Source organism: Variovorax sp. GW821-FHT09B01 (assembly GCF_059418345.1).
In genome coordinates, this window is sequence record NZ_JBWKPQ010000002.1 from 288,637 (window position 1) to 310,704 (window position 22,068).

At 67.5% G+C, this 22,068-nt stretch carries 20 protein-coding genes; 10 read left to right on the forward strand and 10 right to left on the reverse strand.

Annotated features, from left to right (window positions below):
* Positions 1-20: 20 nt before the first annotated feature.
* From carA to AC07RV_RS08540, 5 genes are all read left to right on the forward strand, one after another.
* Positions 21-1,229, forward strand: a complete 1,209-nt coding sequence (gene carA, locus AC07RV_RS08520) for a glutamine-hydrolyzing carbamoyl-phosphate synthase small subunit (RefSeq protein ID WP_093342253.1) — start codon at positions 21-23, stop codon at positions 1,227-1,229.
* On the forward strand, positions 1,222-4,470 hold the full coding sequence (gene carB / locus AC07RV_RS08525) for a carbamoyl-phosphate synthase large subunit (protein WP_093342252.1): 3,249 nt from the start codon (positions 1,222-1,224) through the stop codon (positions 4,468-4,470). Before carA ends, carB begins: the two co-directional genes overlap by 8 nt.
* Before the next feature lie 8 nt (positions 4,471-4,478).
* The gene (gene kdoO, locus AC07RV_RS08530) at positions 4,479-5,348 is read left to right on the forward strand and encodes a Kdo hydroxylase KdoO (RefSeq protein ID WP_296776526.1); all 870 of its coding nucleotides are present in this window, start codon (positions 4,479-4,481) and stop codon (positions 5,346-5,348) included.
* Positions 5,349-5,412: 64 nt separating this feature from the next.
* Positions 5,413-5,892 carry a transcription elongation factor GreA gene (gene greA, locus AC07RV_RS08535; RefSeq protein WP_057591673.1) on the forward strand — a complete coding sequence of 160 codons (480 nt, stop codon included), beginning with the start codon at positions 5,413-5,415 and terminating at the stop codon, positions 5,890-5,892.
* 11 nt (positions 5,893-5,903) lie between these two features.
* Positions 5,904-6,323 carry a DUF4149 domain-containing protein gene (locus AC07RV_RS08540; RefSeq protein WP_296776521.1) on the forward strand — a complete coding sequence of 140 codons (420 nt, stop codon included), beginning with the start codon at positions 5,904-5,906 and terminating at the stop codon, positions 6,321-6,323.
* A 13-nt stretch (positions 6,324-6,336) separates the two neighbouring features.
* Here AC07RV_RS08540 and AC07RV_RS08545 read toward each other — a convergent pair whose 3' ends face one another.
* Both AC07RV_RS08545 and AC07RV_RS08550 read right to left on the reverse strand, forming a co-directional pair.
* The gene (locus AC07RV_RS08545) at positions 6,337-7,095 is read right to left on the reverse strand and encodes a glycosyltransferase (protein WP_093342248.1); all 759 of its coding nucleotides are present in this window, start codon (positions 7,093-7,095) and stop codon (positions 6,337-6,339) included.
* A gap of 2 nt (positions 7,096-7,097) precedes the next feature.
* Positions 7,098-7,577, reverse strand: coding sequence for a YhbY family RNA-binding protein (locus tag AC07RV_RS08550; RefSeq protein WP_093342246.1), 480 nt, complete (start codon positions 7,575-7,577; stop codon positions 7,098-7,100).
* Positions 7,578-7,664: 87 nt separating this feature from the next.
* Here AC07RV_RS08550 and AC07RV_RS08555 point away from each other — a divergent pair, with 87 nt between their 5' ends.
* The 5 genes from AC07RV_RS08555 (at position 7,665) to AC07RV_RS08575 (ending at position 13,229) form a co-directional block, all read left to right on the forward strand.
* Positions 7,665-8,327: an RlmE family RNA methyltransferase gene (locus AC07RV_RS08555; RefSeq protein WP_296776507.1), complete on the forward strand. Its 663-nt coding sequence runs from the start codon at positions 7,665-7,667 to the stop codon at positions 8,325-8,327.
* A gap of 160 nt (positions 8,328-8,487) precedes the next feature.
* Positions 8,488-10,410 (forward strand): ATP-dependent zinc metalloprotease FtsH, encoded by a 1,923-nt coding sequence (gene ftsH, locus AC07RV_RS08560; RefSeq protein ID WP_057591678.1) that lies wholly within the window; start codon positions 8,488-8,490, stop codon positions 10,408-10,410.
* Between the two features lie 77 nt (positions 10,411-10,487).
* A complete protein-coding gene (gene folP, locus AC07RV_RS08565) occupies positions 10,488-11,336 on the forward strand; it encodes a dihydropteroate synthase (RefSeq protein WP_296778959.1) in 849 nt (282 codons plus the stop codon).
* Between the two features lie 76 nt (positions 11,337-11,412).
* On the forward strand, positions 11,413-12,750 hold the full coding sequence (glmM, locus tag AC07RV_RS08570) for a phosphoglucosamine mutase (RefSeq protein ID WP_444814223.1): 1,338 nt from the start codon (positions 11,413-11,415) through the stop codon (positions 12,748-12,750).
* Entirely contained in the window at positions 12,747-13,229 is a 483-nt protein-coding gene (locus AC07RV_RS08575) for a GNAT family N-acetyltransferase (protein WP_296784640.1), read from the forward strand. Before glmM ends, AC07RV_RS08575 begins: the two co-directional genes overlap by 4 nt.
* 74 nt (positions 13,230-13,303) lie before the next feature.
* Here AC07RV_RS08575 and AC07RV_RS08580 read toward each other — a convergent pair whose 3' ends face one another.
* The 8 genes from AC07RV_RS08580 to AC07RV_RS08615 form a co-directional block, all read right to left on the reverse strand.
* Positions 13,304-14,575, reverse strand: coding sequence for an acyl-CoA dehydrogenase family protein (locus AC07RV_RS08580; protein ID WP_296784636.1), 1,272 nt, complete (start codon positions 14,573-14,575; stop codon positions 13,304-13,306).
* 172 nt (positions 14,576-14,747) lie between these two features.
* Positions 14,748-15,836 (reverse strand): phosphotransferase, encoded by a 1,089-nt coding sequence (locus AC07RV_RS08585; RefSeq protein ID WP_296784632.1) that lies wholly within the window; start codon positions 15,834-15,836, stop codon positions 14,748-14,750.
* 1 nt (position 15,837) lies between these two features.
* Complete coding sequence (locus AC07RV_RS08590; protein ID WP_093342235.1) at positions 15,838-16,557, reverse strand: Crp/Fnr family transcriptional regulator; 720 nt, start codon at positions 16,555-16,557, stop codon at positions 15,838-15,840.
* 77 nt (positions 16,558-16,634) lie between these two features.
* Positions 16,635-17,414 (reverse strand): oxepin-CoA hydrolase, alternative type, encoded by a 780-nt coding sequence (locus AC07RV_RS08595; protein WP_057596382.1) that lies wholly within the window; start codon positions 17,412-17,414, stop codon positions 16,635-16,637.
* A gap of 8 nt (positions 17,415-17,422) precedes the next feature.
* Complete coding sequence (locus AC07RV_RS08600) at positions 17,423-18,943, reverse strand: 3-hydroxyacyl-CoA dehydrogenase (RefSeq protein ID WP_296784627.1); 1,521 nt, start codon at positions 18,941-18,943, stop codon at positions 17,423-17,425.
* A 168-nt stretch (positions 18,944-19,111) separates the two neighbouring features.
* Entirely contained in the window at positions 19,112-20,269 is a 1,158-nt protein-coding gene (locus AC07RV_RS08605) for an MFS transporter (RefSeq protein ID WP_296784624.1), read from the reverse strand.
* Between the two features lie 4 nt (positions 20,270-20,273).
* Positions 20,274-21,281, reverse strand: coding sequence for a D-2-hydroxyacid dehydrogenase family protein (locus AC07RV_RS08610; protein ID WP_093342231.1), 1,008 nt, complete (start codon positions 21,279-21,281; stop codon positions 20,274-20,276).
* Between the two features lie 255 nt (positions 21,282-21,536).
* A complete protein-coding gene (locus AC07RV_RS08615; protein ID WP_296784620.1) occupies positions 21,537-21,920 on the reverse strand; it encodes a hypothetical protein in 384 nt (127 codons plus the stop codon).
* Between the last annotated feature and the right edge of the window lie 148 nt (positions 21,921-22,068).

A 22,068-nucleotide genomic window follows, 5' to 3' on the forward strand; every position in this document is an offset into this window, starting at 1 on the left:
GTAACCATCCGGAGAACCCAGTGCTTTTGTCTCTCAAGGGAAGTTTCCCGCCCGCCATCCTGGCGCTCGCAGACGGCACGGTCTTTCAAGGCAACTCGATCGGGGCCACCGGCTCCACCGTCGGTGAAGTGGTGTTCAACACCGCGATGACCGGCTACCAGGAAATCCTCACCGACCCGAGCTACTGCCAGCAGATCGTGACGCTCACGTATCCGCACATCGGCAACTACGGCGTCAATCCCGAGGACATCGAAGCCGACAAGATCCATGCCGCGGGCCTCATCATTCGGGACCTGCCGCAGATCGCCTCCAACTTCCGCCATACCGCGACGCTGTCGCAGTACCTGGTGGAGGGCAAGACCGTCGCCATCGCCAACATCGATACCCGCAAGCTGACCCGCCACCTGCGCACGCACGGCGCGCAGAACGGCTGCATCCTGGGACTGGCCGAAGGGGAAGCGGTCACCCAGGCGCTGATCGACAAGGCCATCGCCGCCGCCAAGGCCGCGCCGAGCATGGCCGGGCTCGACCTCGCCAAGGTGGTGTCGGTGCAGCAGACCTACGAGTGGACCGAGACCGAGTGGAAGCTCGCCAACTCGAACGGCAAGCCGGGCTATGGCGTGCAGATCACGCCGCGCTTCCACGTCGTGGCCTTCGACTACGGCGTCAAGAAGAACATCCTGCGCATGATCGCCCAGCGCGGCGCGCGCATCACGGTGGTGCCGGCGCAGACGCCCGCGGCCGACGTGCTCAAGCTCAAGCCCGATGGCATCTTCCTGGCCAACGGTCCCGGCGACCCGGAGCCCTGCGACTACGCGATCAGCGCGGTCAGGGAACTGATCGAGACCGGCATCCCGACTTTCGGCATTTGCCTGGGCCACCAGATCATGGCGCTGGCCTCGGGCGCGAAGACCTTCAAGATGAAGTTCGGCCACCACGGCGCGAACCATCCGGTCAAGGACCTCGACAGCGGCCGCGTCAGCATCACGAGCCAGAACCACGGCTTCGCGGTCGACGAGAAGTCGCTGCCGGCGAACCTGCGTCCCACGCACGTGAGCCTGTTCGACAACACGCTGCAGGGCCTGGCCCGCACCGACAAGCCGGCGTTCTGCTTCCAGGGCCACCCCGAAGCCTCGCCCGGCCCGCACGACATCGGCTACCTGTTCGATCGCTTCACGGCACTCATGGAAAAGAACAATACGGAAAAGACGGAGAAAGAGCATGCCTAAGCGCACAGACCTCAAATCGATCCTCATCATCGGCGCCGGCCCGATCATCATCGGCCAGGCCTGCGAGTTCGACTACTCCGGCGTGCAGGCGTGCAAGGCGCTGCGCGAGGAGGGATACAAGGTCATCCTGATCAACAGCAACCCCGCGACGATCATGACCGACCCGGCCACGGCCGACGTCACCTACATCGAGCCGATCACCTGGCAGACGGTCGAGAAGATCATTGCCAAGGAACGCCCCGACGCGATCCTGCCGACCATGGGCGGCCAGACCGCGCTGAACTGCGCGCTCGACCTCTGGCGCAACGGCGTGCTCGACAAGTACCAGGGCGCGGCCACGGGCAAGCCGGTCGAGCTGATCGGTGCCACGCCCGAAGCCATCGACAAGGCCGAGGACCGCCTGAAGTTCAAGGACGCGATGACCAAGATCGGTCTCGGGTCGGCGCGCTCGGGCATCGCGCACACGATGGACGAAGCCTGGGCCGTGCAGAAGACGCTCGGCTTCCCGACCGTGATCCGTCCCAGCTTCACGCTCGGCGGCACCGGCGGCGGCATCGCCTACAACCCGGACGAGTTCGAGACCATCTGCAAGCGCGGCATCGAAGCCTCGCCGACCAACGAGCTGCTGATCGAGGAATCGCTGCTCGGCTGGAAAGAGTACGAGATGGAAGTCGTGCGCGACAAGGCCGACAACTGCATCATCGTCTGCTCGATCGAGAACCTCGACCCGATGGGCGTGCACACCGGCGACTCGATCACCGTGGCACCCGCGCAGACGCTGTCCGACAAGGAATACCAGATCCTGCGCAACGCCTCGCTGGCCGTGCTGCGCGAGATCGGCGTCGACACCGGCGGCTCGAACGTGCAGTTCTCCATCAACCCGAAGGACGGCCGCATGGTCGTCATCGAGATGAATCCGCGCGTGTCGCGTTCGTCGGCGCTGGCCTCCAAGGCCACCGGCTTCCCGATCGCCAAGGTCGCGGCCAAGCTGGCCGTGGGCTACACGCTCGACGAACTGCGCAACGAGATCACCGGTGGTGCCACGCCCGCGTCGTTCGAGCCCTCGATTGACTACGTGGTCACCAAGATCCCGCGTTTCGCCTTCGAGAAATTCCCGCAGGCCGATTCGCGCCTCACCACGCAGATGAAGTCGGTGGGCGAGGTGATGGCGATGGGCCGCACCTTCCAGGAATCGTTCCAGAAGGCCCTGCGCGGCCTCGAGGTGGGCGTCGACGGCCTGAACGAGAAGACGCAGGACCGCGAAGTGCTCGAGAAGGAACTGGGCGAGCCCGGACCCGAGCGCATCTGGTACGTGGGCGATGCCTTCGCGATGGGCCTGAGCGTCGACGAAGTGTTCGCGCTGACCAAGATCGACCCGTGGTTCCTGGTGCAGATCGAGGAGATCGTGAAGATCGAGCTCGAGCTGGAAACCAAGTCGCTCGACGACATCGACAAGGACACGCTGCTCGCGCTGAAGAAGAAGGGCTTCTCCGACCGCCGGCTCGCCAAGCAGCTGAAGACCACGGACACGGCCATTCGCGAGAAGCGCCGCGCCCTGGGCGTGCGCCCGGTCTACAAGCGCGTCGACACCTGCGCGGCCGAGTTCGCGACCAACACCGCCTACATGTACTCGACCTACGAGGACGAGTGCGAGGCCGATCCGACGGACAAGAAGAAGATCATGGTGCTCGGCGGCGGTCCGAACCGCATCGGCCAGGGCATCGAGTTCGACTACTGCTGCGTGCATGCCGCGCTCGCGATGCGCGAAGACGGCTACGAGACCATCATGGTCAACTGCAATCCCGAGACCGTGTCGACCGACTACGACACCTCGGACCGCCTGTACTTCGAGCCGCTCACGCTCGAGGACGTGCTCGAGATCGTCGACAAGGAAAAGCCCGTCGGCGTGATCGTGCAGTACGGCGGCCAGACGCCGCTGAAGCTCGCGCTCGACCTCGAGGCCAACGGCGTGCCGATCATCGGCACCTCGCCCGACATGATCGACGCGGCCGAAGACCGCGAGCGCTTCCAGAAGCTGCTGCACGAACTGCAGCTGCTGCAGCCGCCGAACGCCACCGCGCGCACCGAAGCGGAAGCCCTCGAGAAGGCCGCGGCCCTCGGTTATCCGCTGGTGGTGCGCCCGAGCTACGTGCTCGGCGGCCGTGCGATGGAAATCGTGCATGAGCAGCGCGACCTCGAGCGCTACATGCGCGAGGCGGTCAAGGTCAGCAACGACTCGCCGGTGCTGCTCGACCGCTTCCTCAACGACGCCGTCGAATGCGACGTCGACTGCCTGCGCGATGCCGAGGGCCAGACCCTGATCGGCGGCGTGATGGAGCACATCGAACAGGCCGGCGTGCACTCGGGCGACTCCGCCTGCTCGCTGCCGCCCTACAGCCTGTCGGCCGAGACCGTGGCCGAGCTCAAGCGCCAGAGCGCCGCGATGGCCAAGGCGCTGAACGTGGTCGGCCTGATGAACGTGCAGTTCGCGATCCAGCAGAAGGACGGCAAGGACGCGATCTACGTGCTCGAAGTCAATCCGCGCGCTTCGCGCACCGTGCCCTACGTCAGCAAGGCCACCGGCATCCAGCTCGCCAAGGTGGCGGCACGCTGCATGGCGGGCCAGTCGCTCGCGTCGCAGGGCGTGACGAAGGAAGTCACGCCGCCGTACTTCAGCGTGAAGGAGGCCGTGTTCCCGTTCGTCAAGTTCCCAGGCGTGGACACCATCCTCGGCCCCGAGATGAAGTCGACCGGCGAGGTGATGGGCGTGGGCAAGACCTTCGGCGAGGCCTTCGTGAAGTCGCAGCTCGGCGCCGGCACGCACCTGCCGAAGTCGGGCAAGGTCTTCATCTCGGTGAAGAACAACGACAAGACGCGCGCGGTGGAAGTCGCGCGCGGCCTGTCGCAGCTCGGCTTCGTGCTGATCGCGACCAAGGGCACGGCCGCGGCCATCAATGCCGCGGGCATCGAATGCGCGACGGTGAACAAGGTGACCGAAGGCCGCCCGCACATCGTGGACATGATCAAGAACAACGAGATCGCGCTGGTCATCAACACGGTCGAGGAACGCCGCAACGCGATCACCGACTCGCGCCAGATCCGCACCTCGGCGCTGCTGGCGCGCGTGACCACCTTCACCACGATCTTCGGCGCCGAAGCCGCGGTCGAAGGCATGCGCTACATGGACGACCTCGACGTGATCTCGGTGCAGGAGATGCACGCGCAACTGGCCACGGCCTGAGCCTCGCCATGGAAACGCAGCTCGTCGAACTGGCACTGAACGACTGGAACGCGGCCACGCCCAACGAGGCGTGGATCGCGGAACTCGAGGCCGGCAAGGTGCTGTACTTTCCGCGGCTGGGCTTCGAGCTGCTGCCGCAGGAACGCGCGCTGCTCACGCCCGCGCTGCTGTCGCCCGACGTGCGCAACATCAGCCTCGACGCCAACGGCAAGCTCAAGGGCGCCGTGGGCGACGAGGCGGTGCAACGGCTCGCGGCCGGCATGGTCGGGCGCTTTCGCGCGCAGGCGCAGCAGCTCATCCATGGGCTGCTGCCGCACTACACGCCCGCGCTGCGGCTCGCGCCCACCAGCTACCGCCCGGCGCAGGTCGAGACGCGCGTGCAGTCGTGGCGCGCCGACGACCGGCGGCTGCACGTCGACGCCTTTCCCTCGCGGCCCAACTACGGCGAGCGCATCCTGCGCGTCTTCACCAACGTCAATCCCGACGGCGCGCCGCGCGTGTGGCGCGTGGGCGAGCCCTTCGAGGACATCGCGCGCCGCTTCCTGCCACGCGCCAAGCCCTATGCGCGCTGGCAGGCCAGGCTGCTGCAGGCGCTGCACGTGACCAAGTCCTTCCGCAGCGAATACGACCACCTGATGCTGCAGCTGCACGACGGCATGAAGTCGGACCTCGACTACCAGAAGACCTCGCCGCAGGAGAACGCCGAGTTCCCGCCCGGCTCGGTCTGGGTGTGCTTCTCCGACCAGACCTCGCACGCGGTGATGGCCGGGCAGTACATGCTCGAACAGACCCTGCACCTGGACGCGGCGAAGCAATACAATCCCGCTTCGAGCCCGCTCGCCATCCTGAGCCGGCTGACCGGACGACCTCTCGTTTGAGAGCCTTCCCCCATCGACCGCCGAACGGCAGCGTTCGGCGGTTTCGCTTTATGGAGAACGATATATGGCGACAACCATCCCCATCACCAAGCGCGGCGCGGAGAAGCTGCGCGACGAACTGCGCCGCCTCAAGACGGTGGAGCGGCCCGCGATCATCAATGCCATCGCCGAGGCACGCGCCCAGGGCGACATCAGCGAAAACGCCGAGTACGAAGTCGCCAAGGACCGGCAGGGCTTCATCGAGGGCCGCATCATCGAGATCGAGGGCAAGCTCTCGGCCGCGCAGGTGATCGACCCGACCGAGCTCGATGCCGGCGGCAAGGTGGTGTTCGCCTCCACGGTCGAGCTCGAGGAAGAGGACAGCGGCGATCCGGTCAAGTACCAGATCGTGGGCGAGGACGAAGCCGACCTGAAGCAGGGCCTGATCAATGTGTCGAGCCCGATCGCGCGCGCGCTGATCGGCAAGGAAGAGGGCGACAGCGTCGAGGTGCAGACGCCCGGTGGCCTCAAGCGCTACGAGATCGTGGCGGTCAGCTACCTCTGAGCGGTATCGCGATGAAAGACCGTGTCGCGCTGATGCTGGCCGCCCTCTGGTGGGGCAGCCTCACGACCATCGGCTTTCTCGTCGTGCCGATGCTGTTCGCGCGGCTCGGCAATCCCTCGGTGGCGGGCAACTTCGCGGCGCAGCTGTTCGAGGCCCAGAGCTGGATCGCGCTGCTGTGCGGACTCGTCCTGCTGATCCATTTCCGCGCCAAGGCCGACGACGGCATGACCCCGCCGGTGCTGACGGCCCTGTTCCTGGTGCTGGCCGCCATGCTGCTCGCGCTGCTGCAGCAGTACGCCGTGGCGCCGCGCATCGTGGCGCGCGAGAACCTCAAGCTCTGGCACTCGGTGGGCAGCGGCATGTACCTCGTGCAGTGGCTGTGCACCAGCGTGCTGCTCTGGCGCATGAGCGGCGGCCAGCGGCCGCGCTGACGCCCGAAAGGACCTACTCGGTCCAGTGCTCGGCGACCCAGTGCGCCGGGCGGATGTAGCGAAAGCGTCGGTTGCGCCGGCCGGCCAGCGCATCGGGCGGGTTGACCTCGCCGTGAAACACCATGATCCGCGCGTCCTGCGGCACGAACGGCGCCTTCCAGTAGTTGGAGGGCCAGGCCGGGATGCCGTGGTACTTGAAGCTCGGGCACCAGCCGTCGGGCCAGTAGGCCAGCTTGCCCTGCTTGTGCAGCACGTCGGACAGGTAAGTCTGTTCGTTGCGGTACTCGGCCTGGACCTTGTCGAGGTTGGCACGGAAATAGCCGAGCACGTCGGCATGTGCGCCGAGTTCGAAGCGGTAGACCGAGGAGTTGCCGGTGATGCGGCCGCGCCGCCAGAAACGGTCGTAGTCGCGGATGATGAGGAAGTCGCCGGGGTGCTCGAAGAAGGCATCGAGGCTGCCGACGATCACCACGTCGAGGTCGAGGAAGAGGGCGGTGCCGCGCAGGCCGTGCAGATCGGCCTCGAAGGTCGTCAGCTTCTTCCAGGCGCCGTCGCGCTGGCCCGGCGCCAGATGCAGGTTCAGCGGCGGGATCGGCAGGCAGCTGACCTCGGGCCGCACGCCCTGGCCGTCGTCGGTCAGGCAGACGAAGCGGAAATCGCCGCTCAGGTGGCGGCGCACCATGGCGTAGAGGCGGTTGACGTACTCGGGGCCGTACTTGGTGCCCCACTTCATGCAAAGGATGTGGCGCGTGGCGCCCTGTGCTGGCGCCAAGCTCAGTCCGCCTGGTTGCGCTTCTTGGCCGACAGCGGCCGCTTGGCCTTGGCGCGCTTGATCGTGCCGCCGGGCGTGAGCCGCTGGTTGCCGAGCACGCGCAGGGTCTTGATCTCGGGGCGCTGGCCGCCGCGCTTGCTGTACTTGACGATCTTCACGTCGCGCGGGCCGGGCATGCGGTCCTCGTCGACGACGCGTTCCTTCTCGGGCTTGGGACGCCACAGCACCAGCAGCTTGCCGATGTGCTGGATCGGGGCGGCATCGAGCTCGTCGGCCAGCTCCTGCAGCATCGCTTCGCGCGCGGCGCGGTCGTCGGAGAAAACGCGCACCTTGATAAGGCCGTGGGCCTTGAGGGCCGCATCGGCCTCTTTCTTCACGGCAGGGGTGAGCCCGTCGCCACCGACCATGACGATCGGATCCAGGTGGTGAGCTTCGGCGCGGTGCACCTTGCGCTCGGCAGGGGTAAGTTGAATGGCGGGCATCCCCGTATTATCGGACGTAGATCAGCACCTCCACGAGCCGAGCCGCCGGCCCCCGAAGAAACCGGGGCCCGGCACCCAGGCCAATCCATGAGCACCAAGGCGAAGTCCAACAAAGTCAACAAGGCGTGGTTGCACGACCACATCAACGATCCCTACGTGAAACTGGCCACGAAGGAGGGCTACCGCGCCCGCGCGGCCTACAAGCTCAAGGAAATCGACGAGGCGCTGGGCCTCATCAAGCCCGGCCAATTGGTGGTCGACCTCGGGTCGGCGCCCGGCGCCTGGAGCCAGTACGTGCGCCGGCGCATGTCGCCGGGCGGGGCCGCCACGGGGGCGCTCGAGGGCACCATCGTGGCGATCGACATCCTGCCGATGGAGCCGATCGAGGACGTGAACTTCCTGCAGGGCGACTTCCGCGAGGACAGCGTGCTGGCGCAGCTCACCGAGGCGCTGGGCGGCCGCAAGGCCGACGTGGTGGTGTCGGACATGGCGCCCAACCTCTCGGGCATCGAGTCGGCCGACGCGGCGCGGATCGCCCACCTGATCGAGCTGGCCATCGATTTCTCGCAGCAGCACCTCAAGCCGGAAGGCGCGCTGGTGGCCAAGCTGTTCCACGGCAGCGGCTACGACCAGCTCGTGAAGCTCTTCAAGGCCCATTTCCGCGCCGTGAAGCCGTTCAAGCCCAAGGCTTCGCGCGACCGATCGTCCGAGACCTTCATGGTCGGAATCGGCCTGAAAACCGGCGTCTGATACGCGTTGATACCGAAAACCGCCCAAACCCTTGTCAGGCTATGGCTGCTTTAGGGAAATCCGAGCTTTTCGCAGCTTGAAAAGCCTAAAATGGGGCGCAACTGCGTACCCAAGCGCGTATTTTCATCTTCCCGTCACGCGCTTTCGACTGGAGCTTCGTTTGAACAATCAGTGGTTTTCCAAGGTTGCCGTCTGGCTTGTCATCGCGATGGTGTTGTTCACTGTGTTCAAGCAGTTCGACACCCGCGGCGCCGCCGGTGCAGGCAATATCGGTTATTCGGATTTCCTCGAGGAAGTCCGCGGCAACCGCATCAAGAGCGCCACGATCCAGGAAGGCCAGGGCGGCAGCGAGATCGTCGCGATCACCAACGACGACCGCAAGATCCGCACTACGGCCACCTACCTCGACCGCGGCCTGGTCGGCGACCTGATCGCCAACAACGTCAAGTTCGACGTCAAGCCGCGCGAGGAGGGCTCCCTGCTCATGACCTTGCTGGTCAGCTGGGGCCCGATGCTGCTGCTGATCGGCGTGTGGGTCTACTTCATGCGACAGATGCAAGGCGGCGGCAAGGGCGGTGCCTTCAGCTTCGGCAAGAGCAAGGCGCGCATGATGGACGAGAACAACAATACCGTCACCTTCGCCGACGTCGCGGGCTGCGACGAGGCCAAGGAAGAGGTGCGTGAAGTCGTCGACTTCCTCAAGGACCCGCAGCGCTTCCAGAAACTCGGCGGCCGCATTCCGCGCGGCCTGCTGCTGGTCGGCCCGCCCGGCACCGGCAAGACCCTGCTGGCCAAGTCGATCGCCGGCGAAGCCAAGGTCCCGTTCTTCTCGATCTCGGGTTCCGACTTCGTCGAAATGTTCGTCGGCGTGGGCGCGGCCCGCGTGCGCGACATGTTCGAGAACGCCAAGAAGAACGCCCCCTGCATCATCTTCATCGACGAAATCGATGCGGTGGGCCGCCAGCGCGGTGCCGGCCTCGGCGGCGGCAACGACGAGCGCGAGCAGACCCTCAACCAGATGCTGGTCGAGATGGACGGCTTCGAAACCAACCTCGGCGTGATCGTCGTGGCCGCGACCAACCGTCCCGACATCCTCGACGCCGCGCTGCTGCGTCCGGGTCGTTTCGACCGCCAGGTCTACGTCACGCTGCCGGACATCCGCGGCCGCGAACAGATCCTCGGCGTGCACATGCGCAAGGTCCCGCTGGGCCAGGACGTGAACCCGAGCGTGATCGCGCGCGGCACGCCTGGCATGTCGGGCGCCGACCTGGCCAACCTCTGCAACGAAGCCGCCCTGATGGCCGCCCGCCGCAATGCGCGCGTGGTCGAGATGCAGGACTTCGAGAAGGCCAAGGACAAGATCTTCATGGGCCCCGAGCGCAAGAGCATGGTCATGCCCGAGGAAGAGCGCCGCAACACGGCCTACCACGAGTCCGGCCACGCCCTCATCGGCAAGCTGCTGCCCAAGTGCGACCCTGTCCACAAGGTCACGATCATTCCGCGTGGCCGTGCCCTGGGCGTGACCATGAGCCTGCCGGCGCAGGACCGCTACAGCTACGACCGCGAGTACATGCTGAACCAGATCAGCATGCTGTTCGGCGGCCGCATCGCCGAGGAAGTGTTCATGCACCAGATGACCACCGGCGCGAGCAACGACTTCGAACGCGCCACCAACCTGGCGCGCGACATGGTCATGAAGTACGGCATGAGCGATGCGCTCGGCCCGATGGTCTACGCCGAGAACGAAGGCGAAGTGTTCCTGGGCCGCTCGGTGACCAAGACCACCAACATGAGCGAGCAGACCATGGAGAAGGTCGACTCCGAAGTGCGCCGCATCATCGACGACCAGTACGCGCTGGCGCGTCGCCTGATCGAAGAGAACAGCGACAAGATGCACGCGATGGCCAAGGCCTTGCTCGAATGGGAAACCATCGATTCCGAGCAGCTCGACGACATCATGGCCGGCAAGGAGCCGCGCCCGCCCAAGGACTGGACGCCGCGCACGCCCCCCTCGGGCAGCAACGGTGGCGGCAACGGCGGCACGCCGGCCGTGAATCCGGAACCTTCGCCGACCGCCGCCTGAGAAGTGCGTCTGGCATCAAACAGCAACGGGGCCTCAGGCCCCGTTTTCAATGTTCGGGCCCTCGCGGCCGCATGACGATGCACCTCGCCATGTCCTCCTGGCAGACCGCCCGCTTCACGATCGACCTCGCGCAGCCGCGCGTGATGGGCATCGTGAACGTCACGCCCGACTCCTTCTCCGACGGCGGCGCCCATGCCTCCACCGCGGCTGCGTTGCATCATTGCGAGCAGTTGCTGGAGGAGGGCGCCGACATCCTCGACATCGGCGGCGAATCCACCCGGCCCGGCAGTCCCGCTGTGCCGCTCGAAGCAGAACTGGCGCGCGTGTTGCCGGTGGTGCGCGAGGCGGTGAAGCTCGACGTACCGATCTCCATCGACACCTACAAGCCCGAGGTCATGCGCGCGGTGCTCGACCTCGGCGCGGACATCGTCAACGACATCTGGGCGCTGCGCCAGCCCGGCGCGCGCGAGGTGATCGCCGCGCATCCCTCTTGCGGCATCTGCCTGATGCACATGCACCGCGATCCGCAGACCATGCAGGCCGCGCCGATGGACGGCGAGGTCGTGCCGCAGGTGCTGGACTTCTGGCGCGCGCAGCTCGACGCCCTGGGCGCGCTCGGCATCGCGCCCGAACGCATCACGCTCGACCCCGGCATCGGCTTCGGCAAGACCGTGGCGCAGAATTTCGCGCTGCTCGCCCGGCAGCGCGAACTGCTCGGCGCGGGCCATCCGCTGCTGCTGGGCTGGTCGCGCAAGTCCTCGATCGGCGCCGTCACCGGCATCGAGCAGGCCGCGCAGCGCATGGTGCCCAGCGTGGCGGCCGCCGTGCTCGCGGTCGATCATGGTGCTGCCATCGTGCGCGTGCACGATGTGCGCGACACGGTCGCCGCGCTCGCGGTCTGGCGCGCGATGAAGGCCGCCGCATAGCCATCGGATCGCCACGGCAGCCGGGCCAGGTTTCCCCAGAAATATTCCTTCAAACATCCAAAGCAAAGACAAGAACATGACTCGCAAGTACTTCGGCACCGATGGCATCCGTGGCACCGTCGGCCGTTCGCCGATCACCGCCGACTTCGTGCTGCGCCTCGCGCACGCGGTGGGCCGCGTGCTCAAGAAGACCGAGGCCCGGCCCACCGTGCTGATCGGCAAGGACACCCGCATCTCGGGCTACATGCTCGAGTCGGCGCTCGAATCGGGCTTCAACTCCGCTGGCGTCGACGTGGTGCTGCTCGGCCCGCTGCCGACCCCGGGCGTGGCCTACCTCACGCGCGCGCAGCGCGCCAGCCTCGGCGTGGTGATCAGCGCGAGCCACAACGCCTACCCCGACAACGGCATCAAGTTCTTCAGCGCGCAGGGCACCAAGCTCAGCGACGAGTGGGAACTCGCGGTGGAAGCCGCGCTCGAGGAAGACCCGGTCTGGGTCGAGTCGGCCAGCCTGGGCAAGGCGCGCCGCCTCAACGACGCGGCCGGCCGCTACATCGAGTTCTGCAAGAGCACCTTCTCCAACGACCTCACCCTGCGCGGCCTGAAGCTGGTGGTCGACGCGGCCCACGGCGCGGCCTACCAGGTGGCGCCCGACGTGTTCCACGAGCTGGGCGCCGAGGTGCAGAGCATTGGCTGCACGCCCGACGGCCTCAACATTAACGACGGCTTCGGCGCCACGCACCCCGAGGCCCTGATCGCCGCCGTGACGGCCCAGAAGGCCGACTACGGCATCGCGCTCGACGGCGACGCCGACCGGCTGCAGCTGGTGGATGCCAGCGGCCGCCTCTTCAACGGCGACGAACTGCTCTACCTGATGGTGGCCGAGCGCATCGCGCGCGGCAGCAAGCCGGCCGGCGTGGTCGGCACCTTGATGACCAACAAGGCGGTCGAGGTGGCGCTGCGCGGGCAGGGCATCGAGTTCGTGCGCGCCAAGGTCGGCGACCGCTATGTGCTCGAGGAACTCGAGAAGCACGGCTGGCTGCTGGGCGGCGAGGGCTCGGGCCACCTGCTGGCGCTCGATTGCCACACCACCGGCGACGGCATCGTGAGCGCGCTGCAGGTGCTGCAGGCCTGCGTGCGCAGCGGCAAGAGCGTGGCGCAGTTGCTCGAGGGCGTGACGCTGTTCCCGCAGACGCTGATCAACGTGCGCCTGGCGCCCGGCCAGAACTGGAAGGACAACGAGGCGCTGGCCAGCGAAACCAAGCGCATCGAGGCCGAGCTCGGCGACTCGGGCCGCGTGCTGATCCGTGCCAGCGGCACCGAGCCGCTGCTGCGCGTGATGGTCGAGGCACGCGATGCGCAGGTGGCCGAGGCCAGCGCCCGGCGTCTCGTGGCCACGGTGGAAGGCGCGAAGTGACGATCGAGGTCGTGCTTGCCGACTACCGCGATGCCGCGCAGGCCGCGGCGCTCGTCGAACTGCTCGATGGCTATGCGCGCGATCCGGCCGGTGGCGGCACGCCCCTGAGCGCGCAGGTGCGCGCCGAGCTGCCGGCCGCGCTCGCGGCCCGGCCGCAGGCCTTCAGCGTGCTCGCCTACGACGACGGGCAAGCGGTCGGGCTGATCAACTGCGTCGAAGGCTTCTCGACCTTCGCCTGCCGTCCGCTGGTGAACGTGCACGACGTGGTCGTGGCGTCCAGCCACCGCGGCCAGCGGCTCGCGCAGCGTATGCTCGAGCGCGTGGAGCAGGAGGCTCGCGCGCGCGGCGCCTGCAAGCTCACGCTCGAGGTGCTGTCGGGCAACGTGTCCGCGCGCAAGGCCTACGAGCGCGAAGGCTTCGCCGACTACCAGCTCGACCCGGCCTTCGGCAGCGCGATGTTCATGCAGAAGAAGCTTTGAGCTTCCCGCGCGGGCGGTAGAAAAAAAGAAAGGGCGCGAAGATCGCGCCCTTTGCTTTTGGAAAAGCCGCTCGCTCAGAAGCGCGTGACCGGCATCTCCGCCTCGGCCTTGCCCGGCGCGTACTTGCCCAGCTCCCACTTGGCGATCGCGTTGCGGTGCACCTCGTCCGGACCGTCGGCGAAGCGCAGCGTGCGCGCGCCGGCATAGGCGTAGGCGAGCGGGAAGTCGTCGCACATGCCGCCGCCGCCATGCACCTGCATGGCCCAGTCGATCACCTGGCAGGCCATCGAGGGCGCCACCACCTTGATCATCGCGATCTCGTTCTTCGCGACCTTGTTGCCGGCCACGTCCATGAGCCAGGCGGCCTTGAGCGTGAGCAGGCGGGCCATGTCGATCTTGCAGCGCGCCTCGGCGATGCGTTCCTGCGTCACGGTCTGCGAGGCCACGGTCTTGCCGAAGGCCACGCGCGACGAAGCGCGACGGCACATCAGCTCGAGCGCGCGCTCGGCCAGGCCGATCAGGCGCATGCAGTGGTGGATGCGTCCGGGGCCGAGGCGGCCCTGGGCGATCTCGAAGCCGCGGCCTTCGCCGAGCAGGATGTTGTCGACCGGCACGCGCACGTTCTCGAAGTACATCTCGACGTGGCCGTGCGGCGCGTCGTCGTAGCCCATCACGTTGAGCGGGCGCACGATGCGGATGCCCTTGGCATCGGCCGGCACGATCACCATGCTCTGCTGCGAATGCCTGGGTGCCTCGGGATCGCTCTTGCCCATGGTGATGAACACGGCGCAGCGCGGATCGGCGGCGCCCGAGATCCACCACTTGTGGCCGTTGATGACGTACTCGTCGCCTTCGCGCGTGATGCGCGTCGAGATGTTGGTCGCGTCGCTCGAGGCCACGTCGGGCTCGGTCATCGCGAAGGCCGAGCGGATCTGGCCTTCGAGCAGCGGCTTGAGCCAGCGTGCCTTGATGGCGTCGGAGCCGTAGCGCGCAATGGTCTCCATGTTGCCGGTGTCGGGCGCGGAGCAGTTGAAGGCTTCAGAGGCCCATGGCACCCGGCCCATGATCTCGGCCAGCGGCGCGTATTCCTGGTTGGTGAGGCCGGCGCCGTCGTAGCCCGAGGCGGCTGCGCTGTCGACCGGCAGGAACAGGTTCCACAGGCCCTGGGCCTTGGCCTTGTCCTTGAGCTTCTCGACGGTCTTGAGCGCGGTCCAGCGCTTGCCGGCAGCCGTGTTGGCCGCGAGTTCGGCGCTGTATTCGGCTTCGGCGGGATAGATGTATTCGTCCATGAACGCGCTGACGCGTTTCTGGAGGTCTTTGGTCTTGGCCGAGTATTCGAAATCCATGGGGGTCTCCGTTGGGGGTGAAGGGCGGGCGGCTCGGGTGGTGCCTAGCCGCCGGTACGGCCGTGTGCGCACAGGGTGCGTTGTGCGTTTCGTGAGCGCACGAGCGGGCCGGGCCTCCCCCGCGAGGGGCGGCGGATCACATGCCGGAGGGCGACGTGAAAGGCCGGGAGGCTCATGCTCGCTGCGCGAATTGCCAGGCCATTTCGGCCATGGGACGGGCACCGCGGCCCGAGGCCACGGCTTGCTCGCTCGATGCGGTGCCGGCCTCGACCCGCTTGGCAATGCCTTGCAGGATCGCGGCCATGCGGAACAGGTTGTAGGCCTGGTAGAAGTTCCAGTCGGGCGCCAGCGCCTCGGGCGTGGTGAGGCCGGTGCGCTCGCAGTACTTGCGGATGTATTCGCTCTCGGTCGGGATGCCCAGGCTCGCGTGGTCGAGGCCCGCGATGCCGCGGAAGGTCGCGCCCGAGATGTGCCAGGACATGCAGTGGTAGCTGAAGTCGGCCAGCGGATGGCCCAGCGTCGACAGTTCCCAGTCGAGCACCGCGATCGCGCGCGGCTCGGTGGCGTGGAACATCAGGTTGTCGAGCCGGAAGTCGCCGTGCACGATCGAGGTCATGTTCTCGTCGCGCGCGCTCGCGGGCATGTGCGCCGGCAGCCATTCCATGAGCTTGTCCATCTCGGGGATGGGCTGCGTGATCGAGGCCACGTACTGCTTGCTCCAGCGGCCGATCTGGCGCTCGAAGTAGTTGCCGGGCTTGCCGTAGTCCGCGAGGCCGCGCTCGGCGTACTTCACCGTGTGCAGTGCCGCGATCACGCGGTTCATCTCGTCGTAGATGGCGCTGCGCTCGGCATTGCTCATGCCCGGCAGCGACTGGTCCCAGAGCACGCGGCCCTGCATGAACTCCATCACGTAGAAGGCGCGGCCGATCACGGCCTCGTCCTCGCACAGGCAGTGCATGCGCGGCACGGGCACGTCGGTGCCGGCCAGGCCGCTCATCACCTTGAACTCGCGCTCCACCGCATGGGCGGAGGGCAGCAGCTTGGCGACCGGGCCGGGCTTGGCGCGCATCACGTAGCTCTGCGTGGGCGTGACCAGCTTGTAGGTCGGGTTGGACTGGCCGCCCTTGAACATCTCGACCGTGAGCGGACCCTTGAAGCCCTCGAGGTTCTTCTCGAGCCAGGCCGACAGCGCGTCGACGTCGAAGGCGTGCTGCTGCGACACCGCGCGGGTGCCGACGAAGTTCGAAAAATCCTGGCTCATGCTATCGATCCGATTCCGAGACGCGCATCAGTGCCGCGCGATCGAGCACCACCAGTCCGGCCGGCTCGATGCGGATGATGTCCTCGCGTTCCATGGTCTTGAGTTCCTGATTCACGCGCTGGCGCGAGGCGCCCAGCAGCTGCGCGAGTTCTTCCTGCGCCAGCTGCAGGCCGATGCGCATCTGGCTGCCGTCGTCCAGGTTGGGCACGCCGTAGCTGCGCACCAGGTGGATGAGCTGCTTGGCGAGCCGCGCGCGCAGCGGCAATGTGTTGAGGTCTTCCACCAGCCCGAACAGCGTGCGGATGCGCCGTGCCTGCAGGCGCATCAGCGCCTCGTAGAGCTCGACGTGCGCGGCCAGGATCTTCTGGAAGTCGGCGCGCGCCACGCACAGGATGGTGCTGTCGCCATGCGCATAGGCATCGTGCGTGCGCCGGTCCCCGTCGAACATCGCCACGTCGCCGAACCAGATGCCCGGCTCCACGTAGGTCAGCGTCACCTGCTTGCCCGAGACGGCCGTGGAGCTCACGCGCACCGCGCCCCTGGCACAGGCGATCCAGTGCTCGGGCGGATCGCCGCGCGCGGCGATCAGGTCGCCGTCCTTGTACCGTCTGACGAATGCGCATCGGAGGATGTCGTGCCTGAGCGAAGGGGAGAGGGAAGAGAACCAGCGACCACTGTTGATCGCTTCACGTTCTTCGATGGTAAGAATGGGGTCGTCCATGGTCTGTCCTGTCGGCGACTGAAAGGCGTAGGGTTGTCACGGGAGCGACGCGAGGCGCCGCCGCCCGTCACGCGTACTCACTCGTACTGGGGCTTCTTCTTCTCGAGGAAGGCGGCGATGCCGATGCCGGCATTGGCGTGGTGCAGGTTGCGCACGAAGTGGTCGCGTTCCTGGCTCAGCTGCGACGATAGCGTGGCACCGCGGCCCTCGCTCAGCAGTTCCTTGATGCTCGCGAGCGAGTTGGGCGCACGTTCGTTGAGCTTGGCGGCCAGCGCGAGCGCACCGGCCAGTGCCTGGCCCGGATCGCTCAGCGTGTTCACGAGGCCCAGCGCATGCAGGCGCTCGGCGCCGATGCGTTCGCCGTTCATCAGCCATTCGCTCGCGAGCTGGCGCGGCAGCATCTGCGCGAGATGCCAGCTCAGTCCGCCGTCGGGCGACAGCGCGACGTTGCTGTACGAGGCGGCGAACACCGCGTCGCGCGCGGCCACCACGAAGTCGCAGGCCAGCGCGAGCGAGAAGCCCGCGCCCGCGGCCGGCCCCTCGACGGCCGCGATCACCGGCTTCGGAAAGGTGCGGATCGAATCGATCCAGTTGTGCAGCCCCTCGATGCTCTCGGCCTGCACCGAGCGCTCGCGCTGCCGGTTGGCCTGCAGCCGCTGCAGCGAACCGCCGGCGCAGAACCACGGGCCTTCGCCCACGATGACCACGCTGCGGATCTCGCTGCTGTTCTCGGCGCCGTTGAGCGCCTCGATGCCGGCGGCATAGATCTCGGGACCGAGCGCATTGCGCTGGCTGGGGTTGGCGATCGTCAGCACCATGGTGCGACCTTCGCTCGTGCTCTTGAGTTCGGCGGTCATGTCGCGGCTCACTCTTCCTCGTGCAGCAGGCTCAGGCCCAGCGCGCCGCGGCGGCGCAGCCACGGGCTCGGGCGATAGCGCGGATCGCCGTAGACGGTCTGCATGTTGAACAGCACCTCGAGCATGTTGGTCGGTCCGTAGAGGTTGCCCATGGCCAGCGGGCCGCGCGGATAGCCGAGGCCGAGCTGCACCGCGGTCTCGAGGTCGCCCGGCGTGCACACGCGCTGCTGGCACATGTCGGCCGCGATGTTGACGATGGTGCCGATCACGCGCTGCGTGACGAAGCCGCCGCTGTCGCGGATCACGCTCACGGCCTTGCCGTCGCGCGCGAAGAGGGCATGCGCGGCGTCGCGCATGTCGCGCCGGGTGGCTGGGTTGGTGGCGAGCACGCGGCGCTTGCTGGCGGCGTCGTCGATCAGCATGTCGATGCCGACGGTGCGCGTGGCATCGAGGCGATCGACGGCCGCGACCGTGGTGACGTCGAAGCCCAGCGGCGCGACCAGGATCAGCGATTGCGGCGCGGCGGAGGCGCCACTGTCGATCTGGGCGCCCAGCGTGTTGACCAGGCGCAGCAGTTCGGCGCGGCGCGCGGCGCGCGGCGAGACCCACACGGCGGGCAGCGTATCGAGCTTCGGCGCCGGTGCCTCAGGGGTCTGCTGCATCGCGCCGTCCTCGTAGCGGTAGAAACCTTCGCCGGTCTTGCGGCCCAGCGCGCCGGCCGCGAGGCGCTGCGCGGTGATCACGCTCGGGCGGTAGCGCGGCTCGTCGTAGTACTGGCGGTAGATCGATTCCATCACCGGGTGCGAGACGTCGAGCGCGGTCAGGTCGAGCAGCTCGAAGGGGCCGAGGCGGAAGCCCGCCTGCTCGCGCAGGATGCGGTCGACGGTCACGAAGTCGGCCACGCCTTCGCCCACGATGCGCAGCGCCTCGGTGCCGTAGCCGCGGCCGGCGTGGTTGACGATGAAGCCGGGCGTGTCCTGCGCCTGCACCGCGCTATGGCCCATCTGCGTGGCATAGCCCGCGAGCCGGCTGCAGACCTCGGGCGCGGTCTTGAAGCCGGCCACCACCTCGACCACCTTCATCAGCGGCACCGGGTTGAAGAAGTGGAAGCCCGCGAAGCGTTCGGGGTGCTTGAGGCCGGCCGCGATCGCGGTCACGGAGAGCGAGGAAGTGTTGGTGGCCAGCGTGGCGCCGGGCGCGACGATGGCTTCGAGCTCGGCGAACAGCTTGTGCTTGACCTCGAGGTTCTCGACCACGGCCTCGATCACGAGGTCGCAGCCGGCCAGTGCCTGCGCCGACTCGGCGATCCGTACGCGCGCGATCTGGGCGTCGCGCGTGGCCTCGTCGATGCGGCCTTTCTCGTGCAGCTTGTTCCATTGGGCGACGATGGCTTCGCGCCCGCGCGCCGCGGCGCCCTCGAAGCTGTCGAGCAGCAGTACCTCGCTGCCGGCCTGGGCCGCGATCTGGGCGATGCCGCGCCCCATGGCACCGGCGCCGACGACGCCGATCCGGGTGTAGTTCACTGTCATGTGTGGCTGGGGTTTTTCAAAGGTTGAGAGGTATCTGGCGGGCCGCTGGCGCGTGCGCGCACGCCGGCCGCTGCAGCAGCGATTTTGCAGTCTGGCGGGAGAAGGGTTTCCCCGGTGTTTCTCGGGGAGGCATGCGGGCGCCGGCGCGACGGGGTTTCGCCGCGCCGTTCAGGCTGGCCGGCGACTGCGGTCGATGCTCACGCTGAGCACGATGGCGACCAGCAGCAGCGCGAGCCCGACCCAGCTCATCCAGTGCATGGCGTCGCGCGCGAGCAGCCAGCCGCCGAGCGCGGCGCCGAAGGCCTGGCCGATGTAGATGCCCGAGCTGTTGAGCGCCACCGAGCCCGGCGCCAGCGCGGGCGCCAAGCCCACCAGTCGTGCCTGCTGGGCCGAGTTGGTCGAGAAGCAGCCCAGGCCCCAGGGCGAGACCACCACCGCGATCCAGAACAGGCTGTCCGCCAGCGGCCAGAGTGCCAGGCTCAATGCGATCAGGCCCGTGGTCGCGAGCACCATGCGACCGGCACCCGCGCGGTCGATGATGCGGCTCACGACCATGTTGCCCAGCAGGCCGCAGACGCCGAACCAGCCCCACATCAGGCTCAGCGCCGTGGCGTCGGCGCCGAAGCGCTGCTTGAGGATCGGGCCGAAGTAGCTGAACAGCACGAACTGGCCCGCGCCCTGCAGTGCGGTGATCGACACGATGCCCATCAGCACCGGGCTGCGCAGCACGCGCGCCCAGGCCGCGGCCGTGAGCGCCGCCGGCCGGATGCCGCCGGGCAGCGTGAGCCATACCGAGACCGCGCTCACGACGCTGAGCGCCGAGATCGCGAGGAAGGCCGCGCGCCAGCCGAAATGGCCGCCGATCAGCGCGCCGATGGGCAGGCCCAGCACCGAGGCCATCGACCAGCCGAGGAAGACGAAGGTGACCGCACGCCCGCGCTGCTCGGGCGGCACCAGCATGCCGGCGCAGGCGGCGGCCTGGGGCGTGAAGATGGCCGGCGCGATCACCGCGAGCATGCGCACGGGCAGCAGGGCGCCGAAGCTCGGCATGAAGACCGACACCGCGTGCCAGGCCGCGTACCAGAGCATCGTGAGGGCCAGCAGCCGACGCCGGTCCCAGCCGGCCACCGCGGCCGCGAGCAACGGTGCGCCGAGGCAGGTGACGAAGGCCGCGGCTGTGATCAACTGCCCCGCGGTGGCGGCACTGACCTCGAGCGAAACACTGATTTCATTGAGCGTGCCCGGCACCACCATCACCCCGGTGCCGATCACGAAGTTGCCAGCGAGCAGCGCCCAGAGTGCGCCCCGTGGCGCTGGCTGGCTCACGGCTTCACCGCCGGACCTGCAACGCGCCGGGGTTGACGATGTTGGTGGGGTTGCCCTTGATGAAGCTCACGACGTTGTCGAAAGCCTGGCCGAAGTACATCTCGTAGCTCTCCTGCTCCACGTAGCCGATGTGCGGCGTGCAGATGCAGTTCTCGAGGCGCAGCAGCGCATGGCCCTGCAACGGCGGTTCGCTCTCGAACACGTCGATCGCCGCCAGGCCGGGGCGGCCGCGGTTGAGCGCGGCGAGCAGCGCATCGGGCTCGACCAGCTCGGCGCGCGAGGTGTTGACGAACAGCGAGGTCGGCTTCATGCGCGAGAGGTCCTCGAGCGTGATCAGGCCGGTGGTTTCGTCGTTGAGCCGCAGGTGCACGGACAGCACATCGGCCATCGCGAAGAACTCCTGGCGGCTCTGCGCCACCTGGAAGCCATCGGAGCGCGCCTTGGCGCAGCTCGCCTCGCGGCCCCAGATCACGACCTGCATACCGAAGGCCTGGCCATAGCGCGCCACGAGCTGGCCGATGCGGCCGTAGCCCCAGACGCAGAGCGTCTTGCCCTTGAGCACCGAGCCGAGCCCGAAATTGGGCGGCATCGAGGCCGACTTGAGTCCCGACTGTTGCCAGGCGCCGTGCTTGAGGTTGCTGATGTACTGGGGCAGCCGGCGCATCGCCGACATGATCAGCGCCCAGGTCAGTTCGGCCGGGGCCTGCGGCGAACCCGAGCCCTCGGCCACCGCCACGCCACGCTCGGTGCAGGCGGCCACGTCGATGTGGCTGCTGACGCGGCCCGTCTGCGAGATCAGCTTGAGCTTGGGGAGTTTCTCGATCAGCTGGCGCGAGATCTGGCTACGCTCGCGGATCAGGACGATCACATCGGCGTCCTTGAGTCGCACCGAGAGTTGACCGATGCCCTTGACGGTGTTGGTGTAGACCTTGGCTGCGTAGGCATCGAGCTTCGAAGCACAGTGCAGCTTGCGCACCGCATCCTGGTAATCGTCGAGGATCACAATATTCATGGCATGCCATTGTGCCTCGCAGCATGGAATCGGCGCGCCGTTGAACGTTTGGATACGGCCCCTGGGCCCCGAAAGAGGTGAAAACGGGGGCAAAGGCAGGAGAAGCAGGGGCAAAGGCGGGCAAAGGGGCGAGGTCGGCACTGCCTTCCCGACAGGGTTGAACAAACCGGCTGCTATGGTTTCTTCACACCCCTGAGCCTAGACCTTGCGCGTTCACGTGATCGAGCGACTGCGTGAAACGCTGGGCCGATGCTCTCAGTGCAGGTGCACGGGGCGGGGCGCCACGGCGGCGGCTTCGAGTGCCTCGAGCGCAGCGAGGCGGTCGAGCTCGGCGCACACATCCGCCATCCGGCCCGAAATCACGACGCGGTTGCTGTTGCGCGCGCCGCCCTGCTGGCGGTCGACGACGCGCACCACCCGCAGCGGACGCGAAGGCGCCTGCGCGACGGCTGCGGCCGTGACGGCGTTATGTCCGCTGTCACCGCGTGCCGTGCACGACGGCCGTACCGACACATAGCGCAGCTCGCTGGCGCACAGGTCGTCATCGCGACGGTGTGCGGGGCGGGCGGGCAACCAGCGGCTCGCGAGCGACTGCAGCGGCATCCAAAGATCGACGAAGGTGAGGAGGGCGATTCCCATGTGAACTCCAAGAAGGTTTGAGGTTGAACACAGGCAGGATTCGTTGTCATCGGGCGCAGCAGGGTGATGGCGACAAAGCGCCATACGCCCGCCACCTGCAGCGACCGGATGGGGGATGCGTGATGCGGATCCGCGAAACGGCTCGGCG